The organism is Tenacibaculum sp. SSH1-16, from assembly GCF_040104435.1.
Lineage (GTDB): Bacteria > Bacteroidota > Bacteroidia > Flavobacteriales > Flavobacteriaceae > Polaribacter > Polaribacter mesophilus.
This window is the reverse complement of the sequence record NZ_JBECOV010000003.1, coordinates 242227-260364: the sequence shown is the minus strand read 5'-3', so window position 1 is coordinate 260364 and position 18138 is coordinate 242227. Positions and strand designations below refer to the sequence as shown.

Here is an 18138-nt window from a genome sequence, read left to right as displayed (position 1 = left end):
AACAGCCATAATATCATATAAAATTATGGCTGTTTTTTTATGCCACATTTCTGTAATATAATTCATCCATAATATCTTTTGAGCCTTTGCCACAAAAAAGCAAATTCTTTTTATTTTTTAAAGAAAACTGATAAGCTTCTACAATTGAGTTAACCCCTAGAGTATCAATATTAGTAACATTACTAATATCTATGCTAATGTCTTTATATTTTTTTATAAAAGAATAAATCATTACTTCAAAAAGCTGAACGTTGGTAAGAGTTAAGTCACCTGATATCTTTAAATAATTTTTAGAGCTTTTAATTTTAAATTCCATAATACATAGTTTTAAATTTATATTATAAAATTATAACTTGCTTTTAAAATAAATAGCTTATTTCGTTGGAATTCAGTTTTCTATAGTTGATTAGGTTGTTTTAATAGATAAATTAGTTATAAGTATTACTCTTGGTTATCATTAACTATTTCAAAGAAGCTAAAAACGTTACCACCATAACGTTTTTCATAGTTATAATAGGGATGTTGAGATAAATCTGTATGTTTTGAGTGTTCAATTATCAAAAGCCCATCATTATTTAACAAGTTGCGATCAAAAACTATGTCAGCTATTTTTAAAAATTGTTTTTCTTCAAAGTCATATGGAGGGTCAGCAAAAATTACATCTACTTTAAGGGGCGTTTTTTCTAAAAACTTATATACATCACTTTTATAGCTGTTAATAGACATGTTTAAATCCTTAGCTGTCTGATTAATGAATTTTATACAAGCATAATGAGCGTCAACAGCATTAATGGTTTCAGTACCTCGAGAAGCAAATTCGTAACTTATGTTTCCTGTTCCAGCAAATAAATCTAGTACAGAAATGTTTTCAAAATAATAGAAGTTATTTAAAATATTAAATAAAGACTCTTTTGCCATATCTGTTGTGGGTCTTACAGGCAGGTTTTTAGGAGCTGTAATTCTTTTACTTTTATATTTTCCAGAAATAATTCGCATTAGGCTATGAGTATAAAATTAGAGTGATTCGAAAAGTCTTTACTATCGGCAAAAAAACTATTAATTGGATTAATAAAGTGAATATTTCGAATGTATGAATAAGTAATAGAATATATATCTGATTCTTTCTCAATATCACCGATAAATGTCAATTGGAAAGAATTTGGATCCATTTGTAATTGTTCAGCAGTGAAAAGAATGTAATATATAAAATCTTCTTTTGTATTGTATAAAAATGAATTATAAAATAACAGTTTGCCTTCTTTACAAACAACGATATCTAAATAAGAAGAAGAAACATATACAAAGAATTGATCTTCAGAATCATTCTCAGAATAGTTTAGTAGTTTATCTATTAAAACCGTTGAATGATGTTTGTATTCAAATTCCCCAAAATTTTGAAAAAGGTAGTTGTTGATATTTACATAAGGTATATAAACTGTATTAGCAGCTATTACAGTATGTAAATCGTAGGTTATAAAATCTGTTTTTAACGTTTTTACGTTATAATTTAAATATGGAACTAAATTATTTCTATCAAAGAGCTTGTTAGGAACCAACGTAGCTAAATTGTTTTGATGAATGGCAAAAACAGCTGTAAAGTCTTGTTGTAAATCTTTGTCAGTATCAAAAACACGGATGATTTTATCTAGTAATAGTTCTGGAGAAGCAATAGAGTCAGAAAATGTATACTTGGTAAAAAGAAGAGTTTCTTTTGTTTCTGAGTTTGATATACAAAAAGAAAATCCATCCAAACTAAATTGGATGGATAAACTTTTATACTGCGCATTAGCGCTAATTTTTTTACTCTTTTTTTGCAATTGCGTCACCTTTATCGTAATAAGGAGGCCAGTTACCACCTACAGTTACTTCAGTTAAAGAACCAACAGAAACAAACTCACCTTTAATTTGATCTGTCTCAATGGCTTCTAATTCTTGCTTTATTAAAGAAGGATTCATTCCTTTTAAGATAGGTTTCTTAGAAACCTTCGCCTCAAAAACTGGAACTTCTAAGCCAGCAACTTTTTCAACTCTACCTGTAGCTAATTCAAATTTTTCTTCTGTACCAGGAACATCAAACATAGTAGCATACTCTTTACCTTCAAAGTATTTTAAAACAGGCTCGTACCCTACAGTATCAATAACTTTAACAGATATATCTTTAGTAATACCACCACCTAACTCAACAGTTTTTTCAACGTTTTTAGTTTCTGTAATAGCTAATTGACCATTTTTAATAAAGGCAAGCAAAGTATCTTTATTATTAGTATATGTTCCGTAAACTTCTTTATATTTTACTTCAGCGTCTCGAATCAACTTTAAATTCTTAATAACCTTAGCATAACGTACTCTCTTGTCTTTGTTAAAATTAATAGGTTCCATAACACCATTATAAATTTTATATACTAAAAAGACAGTTGCTCCTAATAATAATATAGAGACTAACCATCTCATTTTTAGAGGAACAAACTTAACAACAAGTAATGCTAAAAGAACTGCAACTACAACAGCTGCTAAAATCATTAATAATAAATTCATTTTTTTAATTTTTAATGTATGATATTCGCAAATCTACAATTTTTTTTCAATGATGAAAATAATTATTTAGAAATAGACTTATCTTTGAATATTATTTGATATATGATACAAACTGCTCCGAAATTTTATAAAGAAATACTACAAAAATTCCCGTATTCGCCTACAGAAAAACAAAATGAGTTACTAGATGTCTTAACAGATTTTATTTTTTCAGATGATAATCGTGCTTTATTTTTATTAAAAGGGTATGCAGGAACAGGTAAAACAACAATAATAAGTACTGTTGTACATAATTTATGGAAAATAGGACAAAAAGCAGTTTTACTAGCGCCAACAGGTCGTGCAGCGAAAGTAATTTCAGGATATTCTAACCGACAGGCATTTACGATTCATAAAAAAATATACTTTCCTAAAAAGCAAAGTAGTGGAGCTGTAAATTTTGTAATGCAACCTAATAAGCATACTGATACTCTTTTCATTGTAGATGAAGCTTCTATGATTTCTGATGAAAAGCAGAACGCGAAATTATTTGAAAATGGTTCTTTATTGGATGATTTAATCTCATATGTATACTCAGGAAAAAATTGTAAAATTATTTTTATTGGAGATACGGCACAGTTACCACCTGTAAAGTTAACTATGAGTCCAGCTTTAGAAGCTGACAAACTTTCGTTTGAGTTTAATAAAGAAGTTACAGAAATTGAGTTAGACGAAGTGGTTAGACAAGAAGAAGGCTCAGGGATTTTGGCTAATGCAACCGATTTACGTTTGTTAATTCAGAATGATTCAATACATTTTCAATTTGATTTAAATTATCCCGACATTATTCGTCTACAAGATGGTTATGATATTCAAGATGCTATAACAATGGCTTATGATGGAGATATAGGAGTGGAAGATACTGCTATTATTGTACGTTCAAATAAGAGAGCTAATCAATACAATCAACAGATTAGAACTAAAATTCGCGGACAAGAAAATGAAATTTCTACAGGAGATTACGTGATGGTAGTGAAAAATAATTACTACTGGTTAAAAGACTCTTCTTCGGCAGGATTTATAGCAAATGGAGATATTTGTGAAGTTATGCGTATCAATTCAATTAAAGAATTATACGGCTTTAAGTTTGCAGAAGTTGAAGTTCGCATGATTGATTATCCTGATATGAAACCTTTTGAAACAGTGTTGTTGTTAGATACTCTTACAAGTGAAAGTCCGTCATTAACGTATGAAGAATCTAACCGATTATATGAAGCTGTAAAAGAAGATTTTGCACATGAAAAATCAAAGTACAAGCAATTTATGGGTGTTAAGAAAAATAAGTATTTCAATGCGCTTCAGGTAAAGTTCTCTTACGCAATGACCTGTCATAAATCTCAAGGAGGTCAATGGAAAACAGTTTTTATAGAACAACCATACTTGCCAGATGGAGCTTCGGTTGAATATTTACGTTGGTTATATACGGCTGTTACCCGTGCACAAGAAAAATTGTATTTAATAGGTTTTAAAGATGAGTATTTTTTAGATTAAAAAACTATATTCGCGTCAAATTAAAATTTAAAACTATGAAAATGTATTTTACAAAAACAAAAATTGCATTAATTTTTTCCTTAGTACTACTATTGTCATTTTCTTCATGCAGTAATAGTGATGATTTAGCGTCTAGTAATCCGTTTATAGAAATAAACTGGAGTAATGTAGGAAGCTCGTTAAGTATTCGGTCAGATGAGTTTGAAGAAGGAGGGAAATTAACTTTTGAGTTATACATGAATGGGCAATTAAAAGACTCAGAGACAATAACTACGGGATATGAAGGAGGAAATAACTATAATGGAAGTTTATACTTAGATAATACTGTGAGTTTTCCTGTTACTATATATCTAGTTGTTAAAGGTGGAGGAAGCAAAACTAAAAGTAATGAAGTTGTTATTGAGGATCCTATTTTAGGAAAAAGATTTTTAAGAGAAGCAGAAGTATTTGATAAGTTAGAGGAGACAGATATTCCGATGACTCTTACAAGTTGCGAAAAATTAAGTACTATTGAATTTTTCAGTAATAACAAGGTTAAAAGAGACTGGTTTAGTTCTAATAGTTCAACAGGCGAATGTATAGAAGAGTTAGAAGAATTTCAATGGGAAAGAGTAGGGGTTAATAAGTATAAGTTTATTTTTGATAAAAATTTTTACTTAGTAGATATGAATTTTGGGTATAAGGGTGAATCCATAGAATTTGAAGTTATCGGAAATAGATATGACAGAAAATATTACTATATACAATAAAACATATTTTTAAAAGGCAAAAAAAACTCAAACTTCAAGTGAAGTTTGAGTTTTTTTATTGCTTAACATATAGATGTTACTTTCCAATATGTTAGCATTTTGTTAATGTGCTTTATACTTTAGTTAAAAAAGTTACATTTGTGTAGTATTCAAACTATTAAAAATGCACAAAAAAGTACTTTTATTACTATCTTTTTTATTGATTTCACTAACAATAAGCGCACAAAAACCACAAAAACTTACTTCAAATCAGATTTACGAGAAAGTTCAAAAATTAAACTTTTTAGGCTCTGCATTATACATCGCTGCGCATCCTGATGATGAAAATACTCGTTTGATCGCATATTTATCTAATCATGAAAGGGCAAGAACAGGATATTTGTCGTTAACCCGTGGAGATGGAGGGCAAAATTTAATAGGTCCTGAAATGCGTGAACTTTTGGGAGTTATTCGTACTCAAGAGCTGTTAGCTGCAAGAAATGTAGATGGAGGAGAACAACGTTTTTCTAGAGCTAATGATTTTGGATATTCAAAACACCCTGATGAAACGTTAAAAATTTGGGATAAAGATAAAGTTTTAGCCGATGTAGTTTGGGCAATTCGTACTTTCAAACCCGATGTGATTATCAATCGTTTTAATCATAGAACACCAGGAACAACGCATGGTCACCATACTTCATCAGCGATGTTAAGTGTTGAAGCTTTTGATTTAGCTAATGATAAATCAAAATACCCTGAGCAATTAAAGTATACAGATACATGGAGGCCTAATAGGTTGTTTTTTAATACTTCTTGGTGGTTTTACGGAAGTGAAGAAGCTTTTGAAAAAGCAGACAAAAGTAATATGTTAAGCTTTGATATGGGAACGTACTACCCTTTAAAAGGATTGTCTAATAATGAAGTAGCAGCAATAGCAAGCAGTCAACATTTATGCCAAGGGTTTGGAAGGTTAACCACTAGAGGAAGTCAAACAGAATATGTAGAGTTTTTAAAAGGAGAATTTCCTAAAGACAAAAAAGATATTTTTTCAGGAATAAATACAACATGGAATAGAGTAGATGGTGGAGGAGAAATAGGAGATATTTTATATGATGTTGAACAAAATTTTGATTTTGTAAATCCATCAAAGCACCTGCCAGACTTGTTAAAGGCATACAAAAAAGTTAGGCAATTAAAAAATACTCATTGGAGAACTATTAAGACAAAAGAATTGAATGAAATTATCAAAGCTTGTGCAGGTTTATATTTAGAAGCATCGGCAGAAAGTTCTAGTTCAATTCCAAGTAGTACAATTAATGTAAATTTTGAAGCACTAAATAGAAGCTTTATTTCTATGGAGTTGTCGTCAATTACCATTCTTCCTGAAGGGAAAAACATCAAAAAAGAATTGGATTTAGCACCCAATAGAAAACAAAACTTTAAAAGTAAAATCAATATCGCTAAAGATGTTTCTTACTCTTCGCCATATTGGTTAGCTACTCAGTGGGATTTGGGAATGTACAAAGTAAACGATCAAAAATTAATAGGTAATCCAGAGTCTTTAAGGCCAATTCAAATTCAATACAATATTATAATTGAAGACCAACCAATTGCATTTACAATTCCAGTGGTACATAGATACGCTAAAAGAGATAAAGGAGAAATTTATGAACCTTTTGAGGTGTTACCGAAAGTAACAACAAAGCTATTGAATAAGGTACTTGTTTTTTCTTCAGAAAAATCTCAAAAAGTAACTGTAGAAGTTCGTTCTGGAGCGAAAAATACAAATGGAATAGTTACTCTAAAAGCACCAAAAGGGTGGAAAGTTACTCCAAACGAAGCAAAATTTTCTATAGACCAAAAGGGAGATATTCAGTTGATTGACTTTATGGTTACTCCAACACAAAATGAATCAGAAGGAGTTTTAAAAGCTATAGCAAAAGTTGAAGGTAAAAGTTATGATAAAGAATTGATAGAAATTAATTATAGTCATATTCCTAAACAGTCAGTATTATTACCATCACAAGCAAAAGTTGTACGTATGGATATAAAAAAGAACGGTACAAGAATAGGGTATATACAAGGTTCAGGAGATGCTATTCCAGAAAGTTTACAACAAATTGGCTACGAGGTAACAGAATTGAATGTAAATGAGATTAATGGAAATTTAGAGCAATTTGACGCAATTGTTGTTGGTATTAGGGCATATAACACTATAAAAGAATTGCAGTTTAAGCAAAAATACTTGTTAGAATATGTAAAAAATGGTGGAAATTTAATAGTGCAATACAACACGAATAGAGGGGTAGATGTACAAGCGCCGTATGAATTACAATTATCACGTGATAGAGTAACAGACGAACATTCTAAAGTAACCTTGTTAGCTAAAGAACATTCTATTTTAAATTACCCAAACAAAATTACTGAAGCTGATTTTGATGGTTGGGTACAAGAACGAGGCTTATATTTTCCTAACAAATGGAGTAAAGAATACACTTCGATATTATCTATGCATGATAAAGGAGAGTCAGCAAAAGATGGAAGTTTGTTAGTTGCTAAATATGGTAAAGGAAACTATATCTATACAGGGTTAAGCTTCTTTAGAGAGCTTCCAGCAGGAGTTTCAGGTGCTTATAAGTTATTTGCAAACTTATTATCGGTAAAAGAAAATACCGTGGAGAAATAGAATATTGAAAAGAGTCATATAAATTATAGAAAAGCGAGGTTTAAACCCCGCTTTTCTATTTAAAAAGATTTATAGAAACCGTTGCTAATTCCGAGTTTGGAAATTTTCTAAACGTGTTTTTATCATAAGTCAACCCAATAGCTTCCATAGTATTCATGTATTCATCAAGCTCAATAATGTATTGATCAGAATAACCATGTGTAGCATCGTAGGCAGTAGCCGCTGTTTTTCCTAAGTTTTTAGCAACCAATTCAGGTTTTGATGTGTGTAATTCAATTAGCAATAAGCCAAATTTACTAATAAACGGTTTCCACTTGGTAAAATGCTGTTTTAAAGATTCTACTACCAAGTTGTTATTCAAACGTTTTCCTCTGTAAGCATAAGCTCCAGTTGAATTGGTAATAGTTGAATTATCATTAGGAGCAGGCTCTTGCCAAATTCTGTTGTGATCTAAAAAGGTACGAACGTTTAATAAATCAGAAAGGTTAATTCCGTATTTATCTTGTAAATCTTCTGATAACGCTTTCGGATTTCCAATATCTCCCCAAATCACTTTAGCCCAAATATCTGCTTGTACTAGGTTTTTTCGAGTGATTTTTAATGCAGCTTCGTTATAATCGACACCAATAAGTAATAGAGGATAATCCTCTAACATAGTACCTCTTTTAGTCTGATGTTCAATTACATTAAATAAATGTTTTAAAAATGCACCATTACCACAGCCAACATCTAAAATACCTTTAGGTTGTTCGTTGATAGGTTTATTAAATAGGTTAATAATAATCTCATCGATTACTTTAAAGTAGGTAGAATGCGCGCCACCACTTCCCCAAACATTCATTTCTCTATCTACATGAATTTCGTCATTTCCAATTTCTGAAGTTCTAAAAATGTCTGGGTCTCCAAATATAAGTTTGTCTAATTTTCTAAGAGTAGGGATGTAGGAAACTGTAACTCCGTAAGCACTTGCTCTTCGAGCAAAAAACAAGCCTTCATCAGTAAACTCATAAGAGTCTTTAGTCTTGAAAAACCAACCTAGATTGGTTAATAAATCAAGTAGCCGACTAAAATTATCAGCGTCTTTATGAAACTCATCAGCACTGAATTTTGTTTGCATAAAGTATTTATGAAACATACCGCTCATACCTAATAAAACTGTTGTTGGACCAACAATAATACCTTCGATATGTGTAAGGATCTGAGCTAGAGCTTCTTTTTCTTCAGAAGTTGATGGAGTTTTAATTCCGAAGTTGTTTGTAAAGTTTTTATAAAGCTTTTCAAGCTTCTCATAAGGTTCAATTTCAAATTTTCGAGCGCTATAATTTTCTGAAAATTTCAACAATAAAAAAGCTTCTTTATATAAGTGAAAATAAGAAAAAGCTATAGCTGAAGCTTCATTGATTTCGAACTGAACAGTGTTATGTGTATTATCTACATGTTGTGTTAACCAGCCTTGAGAACACAATGTTCTTAAAGCCACATTTAAATAACCGTCATTAGCGTTAAATTCGGAAGTAATTTCATTTAAACTAACAGATTTCTTCTTTAATAAGTAGTTAGTAATTCCTTTTTCATGTAAAGTGTAAGCTGCTGGACAAGTAACAATTCCGTCTAAGTGACGAAACAACCTACTCCTTAACGCAGACTTTTCTTGTTTTGATAGCATAGTTTGATAGTTTTCATTCTAAATATAACTAATTGATTTTAAAATTAAAACTAAATTATTAAAGCTAAAAAATTAAGTTAAAATATTTAAAATATGTTTATGAACAAAAGAATAATAGTCTTGATATTGAGGAAGTAATAAGTTTTCGTAGTTTTTTGTATGCAGTATTGTTTCTAAGCTAAATAGCTTTAAGTCTGCTACTTCCTCTTCTTGAAGTTTTAATTCTTGGACAGAAACTGTTAATTCAGCAATAAATACATGATGAAACTCATTATCGATAATTCCATTCGGGTGATTTACCATGTGTTTTCGAGTACCTATTTTATGTAAGTTTTCAGGAAGAATATCAAAACCTATTTCTTCTTTAACCTCTCTAACAGCAGCAATTTTAATGTTTTCACCGGCAGCTATGTGACCAGCAACTGAAATATCCCATAAACCAGGAAAAACTTTTTTAGTTAGTGCTCTTTTTTGAAGTAGTATTTGTTTATTAGAAGTGTACAACCAAACATGGATAGTAGGGTGAAAGTAGCCATGTTTATGAGCCTCAGATTTTAAACAAGTTTTTCCTGTATAGTTTCCATTTTCATCGACAATATCTATAAGTTCATCCATAAAAAGCTGGTAAAAAAAACGTCATTACAAATAAGTAATGACGTTTGATTATTTATATTATTTAAAGTAAGAGAAATCTTCTCCGTCTTCAATTTTTAATAAACTTTCGTAAATCATTTTAATTACATTTTCAACATCTTCACGGTGTACCATTTCAACGGTAGTGTGCATGTAACGTAATGGTAAAGAGATTAAAGCAGAAGCAACTCCACCATTGCTGTATGCAAATGCATCAGTGTCAGTTCCTGTAGCTCTTGATAGGGCAGAGCGTTGGAAAGGAATTTTGTTAGCTTCGGCAGTATCAATAATTAAATCTCGTAATTTTTGTTGTACCGCAGGAGCATAAGCTACTACAGGACCTTTACCTAACTCTAAATGACCTTCTTTTTTCTTATCAATCATTGGTGTGGTAGTGTCATGTGTTACATCAGTAACAATAGCTACGTTAGGCTTAATGGTTTCGGTAATCATTTCCGCACCACGCAAACCAATTTCTTCTTGAACAGAGTTTGTAATATATAAACCGAAAGGTAATTTTTTCTTGTTTTCGTGTAGTAAACGTGCTACTTCAGCAATCATAAAACCTCCCATACGGTTATCTAAAGCACGACATACAAACTTGTTCTCGTTTAGAATGTGAAACTCATCTGGGTAGGTAATAACACAACCAACATGCACACCTAATTTTTCAACTTCTTCTTTAGTGCTGCAACCACAATCAATAAAAATATTGTCTGGTTTTGGAGCTTCTTCTTTCGCTTTATTACGTGTATGAATTGCTGGCCATCCGAAAACACCTTTTACAATTCCGTTTTTAGTGTGAATGTTTACAATTTTACTAGGAGCAATTTGGTGGTCGCTACCTCCGTTACGGATTACATAAATTAATCCGTCATCAGAAATATAGTTTACATACCAAGAAATTTCATCAGCATGTCCTTCAATAACTACTTTATATTTAGCATCAGGGTTTATAATTCCTACAGCAGAACCATAAGTGTCAGTAATAAACTCGTCAACATAAGGTTTTAAATAGTCCATCCATATTTTTTGCCCTTCCCACTCGTATCCTGTAGGAGCAGCATTATTCAAGTATTTTTCTAAAAAGTCAATAGACTTTTCATTTAAAATAGATTTATCAGCCATAACTTAAACGTTAATTTTAATGTTATTAATCTTTCTTTTCTTTTTCTTTAGGTTTATCAGCTCCCCAAAAACGTCTCTTTTCAATAAACTCTTCTTGTTCCTGAAGTTGTTTTGGTGTTAACACCTTTAAAAAAGATGGGTGTTGCTCTATTGCATACTCAATTTTTTCAACAATGCTAGCCACATCTTCATTTTCGTAATCAATTTCTAAAGGTTCTTTAATAACCATAGATTGTAGCACGTTACGTTTTTTTATCATCAATCCTTTTTTGTCAAAAGAACGTCTAAATCCGTCAATTACTATAGGAACTACAATAGGCTTGTAGGTTTTAATGATATGGGCTGTACCACGACGAATAGGCTTAAAAGGGGTAGTTGTACCTTGTGGAAAGGTAATTACCCAGCCATCATCTAATGCTTTACCTATATTAGAAATGTCAGACATTTTTACTTGTCTGTTTACATCTTTTCCTGCGCTTCTCCAAGTTCTTTCAACAGAGACAGAACCTACATAAGCAAAAATTTTAGGAAGCAAACCAGAACGCATGGTTTCACCTGCAGCAACATAATAAATATTTAGTTTAGGTTTCCATAAATACCCTACGTTTCTAATATTGTCATCTCTACCTTTTAAAGCGGCATTAAATACGTGAAACATGGCTGCTACATCGGCAAAATAGGTTTGGTGATTGGAGATAAATAGTACTTTTTGGTCGGGGAGACTTCTTAAAACATCCATTCCCTCTATTTGCAGGTCATTAAACTTACGGTAACGTCCGTGAGAAATAACTCCGAGAACTTGTATTAAAAATCTTTTAATGAACAATATATGTCCAAAAGGATTCCTTTTAAATAAAGGCATTTTTATAATCTGGTTTTATTAGTGTAAATGCTAAATTACAAAAGAAAACCATAAAAAAAACTATTTAAATAAATCTTTAATTTCTGAAAGCATCATGGCAGTTGCACCCCATACAATGTAATCGTTTAATTTAAAGCATGGTACCTCAATATTTTTCATGTATGAGGTTTCCATTTCTACTGAAGTCAAGTTTGAATCGTCTAATAAGTCAGCTAATAAAACTTCAATAATTTCTGCAACTTCTTCGTTTGGAGTGAAATGAGGTGTTTTTTCTGAAACACCTATAAATGGAGCTACTAAAAAGTTACTAGGAGGAATATATGCGTCTGAAGTTTGTCGTATTATTTCAATAGATTTATAGTGTATACCAACTTCTTCAAAAGTTTCCCGTAAAGCAGTTGTTTGTAGGCTACTATCCTCTTTGTCAAATTTCCCACCAGGAAAGCTAATTTGAGATGAATGCGCTCCATTATAACTCGCTCTTTCAGTAAGTAAAAAGCGTGTTTGGTTATCATTGTCAGGGTAAAATAACGCTAAAACAGCTGCTTTTCTTGGATTTTTGCTTAGTATTAATTCTTCTGAAAACCGTGTTCTTAATTTTGGAGCTAACTTAAATTGAGAAGTTAAACCACCTAGTTGCTTTTGCTGCAATCTTTCTATTTGATTGATAAAATCAGAAAAAGTCATTCGTTTTTAGTATTTTAGAACAAACTTATCAATTTACAAGATAAAAATTATAAAATTTGGCTTGAATTTTGATTTGTTAGGTGTGGAATTAATTTAATACTAAATGAATAAAGAAAAAAAGTACCAAAAACTAGCATTAAGTTTGTTGTTTGACGCTATTGGGTATGTATCTTATTTAATACCTGGGCTTGGAGAGTTGTCTGATATTGTTTGGGCACCAGCGTCAGCGTACATAATGACAAAAATGTATAAAGGAAATAAAGGTAAAGTCGCAGGAGCTATTGCTTTTATTGAAGAAGCGATGCCTGGGTTAGATGTTGTGCCAACATTTACTCTTATGTGGTTATATACTTATGTTTTTTCTTCAAAGGAAACAAAAACTACGATTGAAGTTTAGCCTTTTAAGTCGAATAAAAGAATAAAGAGCTTCCAATTTAGGAAGCTCTTTTTAGTATTCTATAACTTATAAACTATTTCTTGATGATTTTTTTTGTAAATGATTTTTGACCATCGTTTACTTCAAGAATATATATGCCGTTATGTAGGTTTGAAACATCAAGATTATTATGAGTAACTTTTCCTGTTAAAACTTGTTGTCCTGTTAAGGTCGTAACTTTAAAAGTAGCATTTCTGTCATCAGCTAATTTAATTCTTACGAAGTCTATACTAGGGTTTGGTGAAACATTAGCATCAAAAATAGAAGCTTCATTGCCCAACTTTCCATCGATAGTGATGTTGTTGTATCCTAAACCTTTAGAGCTACTACCTATGTTAACAGTATAATCTTCAACTTCACCATAAGAAAAAGTCTCACAAGCAGATGGAGCTGCATTCCATTTCATTGATACACGCATTCTTGTGGTACCTGCTAAAGCAGAGGTAGGGATAGAAAAATTATAGGATAAATTACCAGAGCTAGATGAAGAACCACTAACAACTTCTTCAGAAGATTCAAAAGTTCCATTTTTATTAAAATCAATCCAAACTTTCCAGTATTCTGTGTATGAAGAACTAGCAAATCCAGCGCTTACTACAATAGTATTACTTCCGTAAGGTAAGTTTCCAGTTAAAGAAGTAAAGTCAGCATATCCACCGTTGGCACTAGTAGCGTTTGAAATTCCACCAATAACAACATTATCAATCCATTCATAATTTACATTATTTCCTTTAGTACTACAATAAGAAATTGTGTTTGCTAGAGTTGTTACGTTTACCGTATTACTTGAAGAAGAAATATTGTTTGCAGCATCTTTGGCTTTTACAGAAAAAGTATAGCTTGTAGAGGCTGTTAATCCACTTACAGAATAACTTGTAGTAGTAACAGTGGCTATTTTTGAACTTCCTTGATATATGTCATATCCTGTAACATCAATATTATCAGTTGAAGCAGTCCAGCTTAAATTAACAGAAGTTTGTGTAATATTTGAAGCAGCAACATTAGTTGGCACAGATGGAGCAGTTGTGTCTGGGGTAGAAGTTCCACCATTAATATTGTGGTTTCCCAAGCCGCTAAATGTATCTTTTGCTAATATATTCCATTCAGAAGCTGTATATGTACTGTTAGGAGATGTAACAGAAGATTTTCTTTGCATTGTTTTGTCTTGTGCAAAAGTTGAAGAGCTATTAGGATCTCCAATCAAATCGATAAGAGTACTTCCTTTGAATAAACCAACAGCATCGTTTCCGTTAAAAGAAATTACACCAGTATCTGTTCTGTCAGCTTTATTTAATATCGTACTAGAAGCACTGCTATTAGCTATAACATAAACATCACCATTTGTTAGTTGACCACTTAAAGTTAATGTATTGGTCCATCCACCACCATTGGCAGCTTTCTTTAATGAATACCCTGATAAGTTTACACTGGCTCCAGTGAAATTAGCAATTTCAATAGCTTTATTATTTGAAGAACCTTCTACATACTCAGAAATTAATAAATCCGTAGCTGTTCCATTTCCTCCACCTGAACTTGTGTTAGTTGTAACAGAAACAGAATTACTAGAAGTAGATTGATTACCTGCAGCATCTTTAGCTTTTACAGAAAAAGTATAATTAGTTGCTGCTGTTAAACCTGTAATGCTATACGAAGTTGTTGTAACGGTAGCAATTTTCGTAGCTCCATTGTACACATCGTACCCTGATACACCAACATTATCAGTAGATGCAGACCAAGTTAAATCAACTGTAGTTTCTGTAATATTTGAAGCAGCTAAGTTAGATGGAGCAGTAGGAGCTTGTGTGTCTGATCCACTACCGCCTCCAAATAAATCTTCAGCTTGTGGTCCACCCCAAATTTTAGTAGCAAATGCAGGATTGTCAATAAACGGATTACGATTTCCTTGAATTCCTTCTAAAATAGGGTTACGTTGCTTTTCAAAGTCTGATACTGGATCGTCTACATTCCATTGAATAAATAAAGCAAGCATGTTAGAGTCCGAAGCCATCGTAGCTCCTGTACCAACACCCGTAGGTAAACATTGGTTACCGTAACGTAAATACATATACATCATCATACGAGCAACATCACCTTTCCATTCGTCTCCAGGATACCAACCTCCAGAAACACTACCAGCATTACCAGAACCATTTACAAATTTTTTACTACCTCTTTGAGAGTTGAAAGAAATATCAGAAGGTCTTAAATGATGTGCATCTGCACCAGGACCAGAAGTTCCTAAATTAGGACTTCCTAATGATTTAGGGTATACATGTTCTCTGTTCCATTGTGTACCAGCACTACCACCATTAGCATCTTTACTTCTAGTTCTATCGGTTACATAATTACCGTCAGTATCACTATACCCATAAATTAATAAAACCTTACTAGCGTCGTTAGGATCTAAATCAGTTTGTTTAAGTGCATTCCACACACCAGGTGTGTATGACAGGTTTGTTGTATGTGTATTAATAATTTTAGTAGCGAGCTCATTTTTTAATGCTGAACCAGATAAATTCAAATTAACATCGTTATAATATGAAGGAATTTGTGAAAAAACAGCTAATGAAGCTATTAAAAAGAAGAAGAGTAGTTTGTGTTTCATAATATTTTATTGAAAAAAGTTAAATTTTTGTTAACCTCCTGCAAATCAATAAAAAATATAATTTTTTGATGTTATCAAAAGGTTAATAATCAATAGTATATCTTTTGTAGGTAACTAGTTTATAGTTTTTCCTTTATTTTGCGTAAATTTGCACGCTAAAATTAGAGATTGATTATGAAGATATCATACAATTGGTTACAACAATTTTTACAGACAGACTGGGAGGCAGAGAAAACAGGTGAGTTATTAACTGATTTAGGTCTTGAAGTTGAAGGAATAGAAACTGTAGAGAGTATTAAAGGAAGCCTAAAAGGGGTAGTTGTAGGAGAGGTTTTAACTTGTGAAAAGCACGCTAATGCAGATAAGTTAAAGGTTACTACTGTTGATTTAGGAAATGGTACCCCTGTACAAATTGTATGTGGAGCACCAAATGTCGCGGCAGGACAAAAAGTTCCTGTGGCTACTGTTGGTACCATGTTGTATGATGAAAAAGGAGAAGGCTTTAAAATTAAAAAAGGAAAGATAAGAGGAGAAGAGAGTCACGGAATGATTTGTGCCGAAGACGAATTAGGTTTAGGACAAAGTCATGATGGTATTATGGTGTTAGACGAGAATTTAGCTCCAGGTACTCCTTGTTCGGAGGTCTTTAACATTGAGACAGACTATGTTTTTGAAATTGGGTTAACACCAAACCGAGCAGATGCCATGAGTCATTACGGTGTTGCACGCGATTTAAGAGCTGGATTAATTCAGCAAGGAACTAATATTGAGTTAATATCTCCTTCTGTTTCTGATTTTCATGTTGATGAGCGTACTCATAAAATTGATATTGAAATTGAAGATAAAGATTTAGCACCTCGCTATTGTGGTATAACCATTACTGATGTTGAAGTAAAAGAATCACCAGAATGGATTCAAAACAGATTAAAAGCAATTGGGTTAACTCCAAAAAATAATATTGTAGATATTACTAATTATGTATTGCATGAGTTAGGACAACCACTACACGCTTTTGATGCCTCTAAAATTAGAGGAGGCAAAGTAGTAGTGAAAACTTTAGAAGAAGATACTAAGTTTACTACGTTAGATGATGCAGAAAGAGAGTTGTCATCTGAGGATATTATGATTTGTGATGCAGATGATAATCCATTATGTATTGGAGGTGTATTTGGAGGAGCACAATCAGGAGTTACAGAGCATACAACTTCTATTTTCTTAGAAAGTGCTTATTTTAACCCTGTGTCTGTTCGTAAAACTGCAAAACGTCACGGGTTAAATACAGACGCTTCTTTCCGTTTTGAAAGAGGTATTGACATCAACACAACAAAATATGCTTTAAAACGTGCTGCTTTATTAATTGAAGAATATGCAGGAGGAAAAATGTCTTCTGATATTTTAGATTTTTATCCTGTAAAGGTGGAAGATTTTGAAGTGTTTTTATCGTTTGAAAATGCGTATAAATTAATAGGTCAAGAAATACCTAAGGAAACGATTAAAAAGATTTTAGCTTCATTAGATATTAAAATTAATAGTGTTACTGAAGCTGGTTTAGGATTGGTAGTACCATCGTATCGTGTAGATGTACAACGTGAAGCAGATATTATAGAGGAAATCTTACGTGTTTACGGATATAATAATGTGGAATTTTCTCATAAATTAAATACGTCTATTTCTTTTGATAGTGATAAAGAAGTTAAAATAGAGAATATTATTGCTGACCAGTTAACATCGTTAGGGTTTAATGAAACCATGGCAAATTCGTTAACAAAGGCAGACTATATTGAGTTATCTGAGAACTTAAACGCTGATTTTAACGTTGAAATGTTGAATCCGTTAAGTAACGACTTAAAAGTAATGCGTCAATCGTTACTATTTAGTGGTTTAGAATCTGTAGCGTACAATATTAACAGAAAGAATAATTCATTAAAGTTTTACGAGTTTGGTAAGACGTATCATAAATATGAAAGCGGATACCAAGAAGACAAGCATTTAACATTATTTGTTACTGGTAATAGAACACAAGATAGCTGGAAGGTAGCTACACAGACATCAGATTTCTTTTATGTTAAAGGGATTGTAACAGTTTTATTAAGCCGTTTAGGAATTGATAAATTAAAAACCACTCCAACAAAATCAGATGTGTTTTCTGAAGGAATTACGTTAAGTTTAGGAAAAACTAAGTTAGTAGAGTTAGGAGTTGTTAAAAGAGCAATTTTAAAAGAGTTTTCAATAAAACAAGAGGTTTTATTTGCAGACTTTAACTGGCAGAATATTTTAGATTTAGTAGGCAAGAAAAAAATAAAAGTAGCCGATTTACCTAAGTTTCCAGCTGTAAAACGTGATTTAGCCTTGTTATTGGATAATAAAGTTGAATTCAAAGAAATTTATAACTTAGCATTTCAATCAGAAAGAAAGCTTTTAAAAGAAGTAGATTTGTTTGATGTGTATGAAGGAGACAAATTACCAGAAGGTAAAAAGTCGTATGCAGTAAGCTTTGTATTACAAGATGAAAACAAAACATTAGCAGATAAGCAAATAGACAAAATAATGCAGAAACTACAGCAAACATTCGAAAAGAATTTAGATGCTGTATTACGATAATTCAGAAGCTCCATTTTTGGAGCTTTTTTTATATTTAATAA

At 31.8% G+C, this 18138-nt stretch carries 15 protein-coding genes; 5 read left to right on the top strand and 10 right to left on the bottom strand.

Annotation, left to right across the window (positions count from 1 at the left end; genetic code table 11):
• Nucleotides 1-37: 37 nt before the first annotated feature.
• The 4 genes from ABMY20_RS06125 to ABMY20_RS06110 all read right to left on the bottom strand — a co-directional run bounded on the left by ABMY20_RS06125 (nt 38) and on the right by ABMY20_RS06110 (nt 2535).
• The gene (locus ABMY20_RS06125) at nt 38-316 is read right to left on the bottom strand and encodes an STAS domain-containing protein (RefSeq protein ID WP_047789535.1); all 279 of its coding nucleotides are present in this window, start codon (nt 314-316) and stop codon (nt 38-40) included.
• Between the two features lie 125 nt (nt 317-441).
• Nucleotides 442-996, bottom strand: a complete 555-nt coding sequence (locus ABMY20_RS06120; RefSeq protein WP_073182896.1) for an RsmD family RNA methyltransferase — start codon at nt 994-996, stop codon at nt 442-444.
• A complete protein-coding gene (locus tag ABMY20_RS06115) occupies nt 996-1826 on the bottom strand; it encodes a DUF3822 family protein (RefSeq protein WP_239179516.1) in 831 nt (276 codons plus the stop codon). The genes ABMY20_RS06120 and ABMY20_RS06115 overlap by 1 nt, the downstream gene beginning before the upstream one ends.
• Nucleotides 1801-2535: a hypothetical protein gene (locus tag ABMY20_RS06110; RefSeq protein WP_073182894.1), complete on the bottom strand. Its 735-nt coding sequence runs from the start codon at nt 2533-2535 to the stop codon at nt 1801-1803. The genes ABMY20_RS06115 and ABMY20_RS06110 overlap by 26 nt, the downstream gene beginning before the upstream one ends.
• A gap of 102 nt (nt 2536-2637) precedes the next feature.
• On the opposite strand from ABMY20_RS06110, the gene ABMY20_RS06105 reads away from it, so the two are divergent.
• The 3 genes from ABMY20_RS06105 (at nt 2638) to ABMY20_RS06095 (ending at nt 7479) form a co-directional block, all read left to right on the top strand.
• Nucleotides 2638-4065, top strand: a complete 1428-nt coding sequence (locus ABMY20_RS06105) for an AAA family ATPase (protein ID WP_167713926.1) — start codon at nt 2638-2640, stop codon at nt 4063-4065.
• A 35-nt stretch (nt 4066-4100) separates the two neighbouring features.
• The gene (locus ABMY20_RS06100; protein ID WP_073182890.1) at nt 4101-4814 is read left to right on the top strand and encodes a hypothetical protein; all 714 of its coding nucleotides are present in this window, start codon (nt 4101-4103) and stop codon (nt 4812-4814) included.
• Between the two features lie 163 nt (nt 4815-4977).
• Nucleotides 4978-7479 carry a PIG-L family deacetylase gene (locus ABMY20_RS06095; RefSeq protein ID WP_349264861.1) on the top strand — a complete coding sequence of 834 codons (2502 nt, stop codon included), beginning with the start codon at nt 4978-4980 and terminating at the stop codon, nt 7477-7479.
• Between the two features lie 55 nt (nt 7480-7534).
• Here ABMY20_RS06095 and ABMY20_RS06090 read toward each other — a convergent pair whose 3' ends face one another.
• The 5 genes from ABMY20_RS06090 to ABMY20_RS06070 form a co-directional block, all read right to left on the bottom strand.
• The gene (locus tag ABMY20_RS06090; RefSeq protein ID WP_281979358.1) at nt 7535-9145 is read right to left on the bottom strand and encodes a class I SAM-dependent methyltransferase; all 1611 of its coding nucleotides are present in this window, start codon (nt 9143-9145) and stop codon (nt 7535-7537) included.
• Nucleotides 9146-9217: 72 nt separating this feature from the next.
• Nucleotides 9218-9760 carry an NUDIX domain-containing protein gene (locus ABMY20_RS06085; RefSeq protein ID WP_239179522.1) on the bottom strand — a complete coding sequence of 181 codons (543 nt, stop codon included), beginning with the start codon at nt 9758-9760 and terminating at the stop codon, nt 9218-9220.
• A 57-nt stretch (nt 9761-9817) separates the two neighbouring features.
• Nucleotides 9818-10906, bottom strand: coding sequence for a M42 family metallopeptidase (locus ABMY20_RS06080; RefSeq protein WP_047789544.1), 1089 nt, complete (start codon nt 10904-10906; stop codon nt 9818-9820).
• Between the two features lie 25 nt (nt 10907-10931).
• Complete coding sequence (locus ABMY20_RS06075; RefSeq protein ID WP_047789545.1) at nt 10932-11768, bottom strand: lysophospholipid acyltransferase family protein; 837 nt, start codon at nt 11766-11768, stop codon at nt 10932-10934.
• Nucleotides 11769-11828: 60 nt separating this feature from the next.
• A complete protein-coding gene (locus ABMY20_RS06070; RefSeq protein WP_167713922.1) occupies nt 11829-12455 on the bottom strand; it encodes a CoA pyrophosphatase in 627 nt (208 codons plus the stop codon).
• 103 nt (nt 12456-12558) lie between these two features.
• On the opposite strand from ABMY20_RS06070, the gene ABMY20_RS06065 reads away from it, so the two are divergent.
• Nucleotides 12559-12852: a hypothetical protein gene (locus ABMY20_RS06065; RefSeq protein WP_073182871.1), complete on the top strand. Its 294-nt coding sequence runs from the start codon at nt 12559-12561 to the stop codon at nt 12850-12852.
• Nucleotides 12853-12925: 73 nt separating this feature from the next.
• Here the strand turns inward: ABMY20_RS06065 and ABMY20_RS06060 are convergent, their stop codons facing one another.
• Complete coding sequence (locus ABMY20_RS06060; RefSeq protein ID WP_349264860.1) at nt 12926-15496, bottom strand: endonuclease; 2571 nt, start codon at nt 15494-15496, stop codon at nt 12926-12928.
• 174 nt (nt 15497-15670) lie between these two features.
• Here ABMY20_RS06060 and pheT point away from each other — a divergent pair, with 174 nt between their 5' ends.
• Complete coding sequence (pheT, locus tag ABMY20_RS06055) at nt 15671-18097, top strand: phenylalanine--tRNA ligase subunit beta (RefSeq protein WP_349264859.1); 2427 nt, start codon at nt 15671-15673, stop codon at nt 18095-18097.
• Nucleotides 18098-18138 lie beyond the last annotated feature (41 nt).

Excerpts from the sequence above, each read along its gene's own strand:
- ABMY20_RS06125 (WP_047789535.1), bottom strand. The coding sequence starts at position 316 with ATGGAATTTAAAATTAAAAGCTCTAAAAATTATTTAAAGATATCAGGT.
- ABMY20_RS06120 (WP_073182896.1), bottom strand. The coding sequence starts at position 996 with ATGCGAATTATTTCTGGAAAATATAAAAGTAAAAGAATTACAGCTCCT.
- ABMY20_RS06110 (WP_073182894.1), bottom strand. The coding sequence starts at position 2,535 with ATGAATTTATTATTAATGATTTTAGCAGCTGTTGTAGTTGCAGTTCTT.
- ABMY20_RS06105 (WP_167713926.1), top strand. The coding sequence starts at position 2,638 with ATGATACAAACTGCTCCGAAATTTTATAAAGAAATACTACAAAAATTC.
- ABMY20_RS06100 (WP_073182890.1), top strand. The coding sequence starts at position 4,101 with ATGAAAATGTATTTTACAAAAACAAAAATTGCATTAATTTTTTCCTTA.
- ABMY20_RS06095 (WP_349264861.1), top strand. The coding sequence starts at position 4,978 with ATGCACAAAAAAGTACTTTTATTACTATCTTTTTTATTGATTTCACTA.
- ABMY20_RS06090 (WP_281979358.1), bottom strand. The coding sequence starts at position 9,145 with ATGCTATCAAAACAAGAAAAGTCTGCGTTAAGGAGTAGGTTGTTTCGT.
- ABMY20_RS06085 (WP_239179522.1), bottom strand. The coding sequence starts at position 9,760 with ATGGATGAACTTATAGATATTGTCGATGAAAATGGAAACTATACAGGA.
- ABMY20_RS06080 (WP_047789544.1), bottom strand. The coding sequence starts at position 10,906 with ATGGCTGATAAATCTATTTTAAATGAAAAGTCTATTGACTTTTTAGAA.
- ABMY20_RS06075 (WP_047789545.1), bottom strand. The coding sequence starts at position 11,768 with ATGCCTTTATTTAAAAGGAATCCTTTTGGACATATATTGTTCATTAAA.
- ABMY20_RS06070 (WP_167713922.1), bottom strand. The coding sequence starts at position 12,455 with ATGACTTTTTCTGATTTTATCAATCAAATAGAAAGATTGCAGCAAAAG.
- ABMY20_RS06065 (WP_073182871.1), top strand. The coding sequence starts at position 12,559 with ATGAATAAAGAAAAAAAGTACCAAAAACTAGCATTAAGTTTGTTGTTT.
- ABMY20_RS06060 (WP_349264860.1), bottom strand. The coding sequence starts at position 15,496 with ATGAAACACAAACTACTCTTCTTCTTTTTAATAGCTTCATTAGCTGTT.
- pheT (WP_349264859.1), top strand. The coding sequence starts at position 15,671 with ATGAAGATATCATACAATTGGTTACAACAATTTTTACAGACAGACTGG.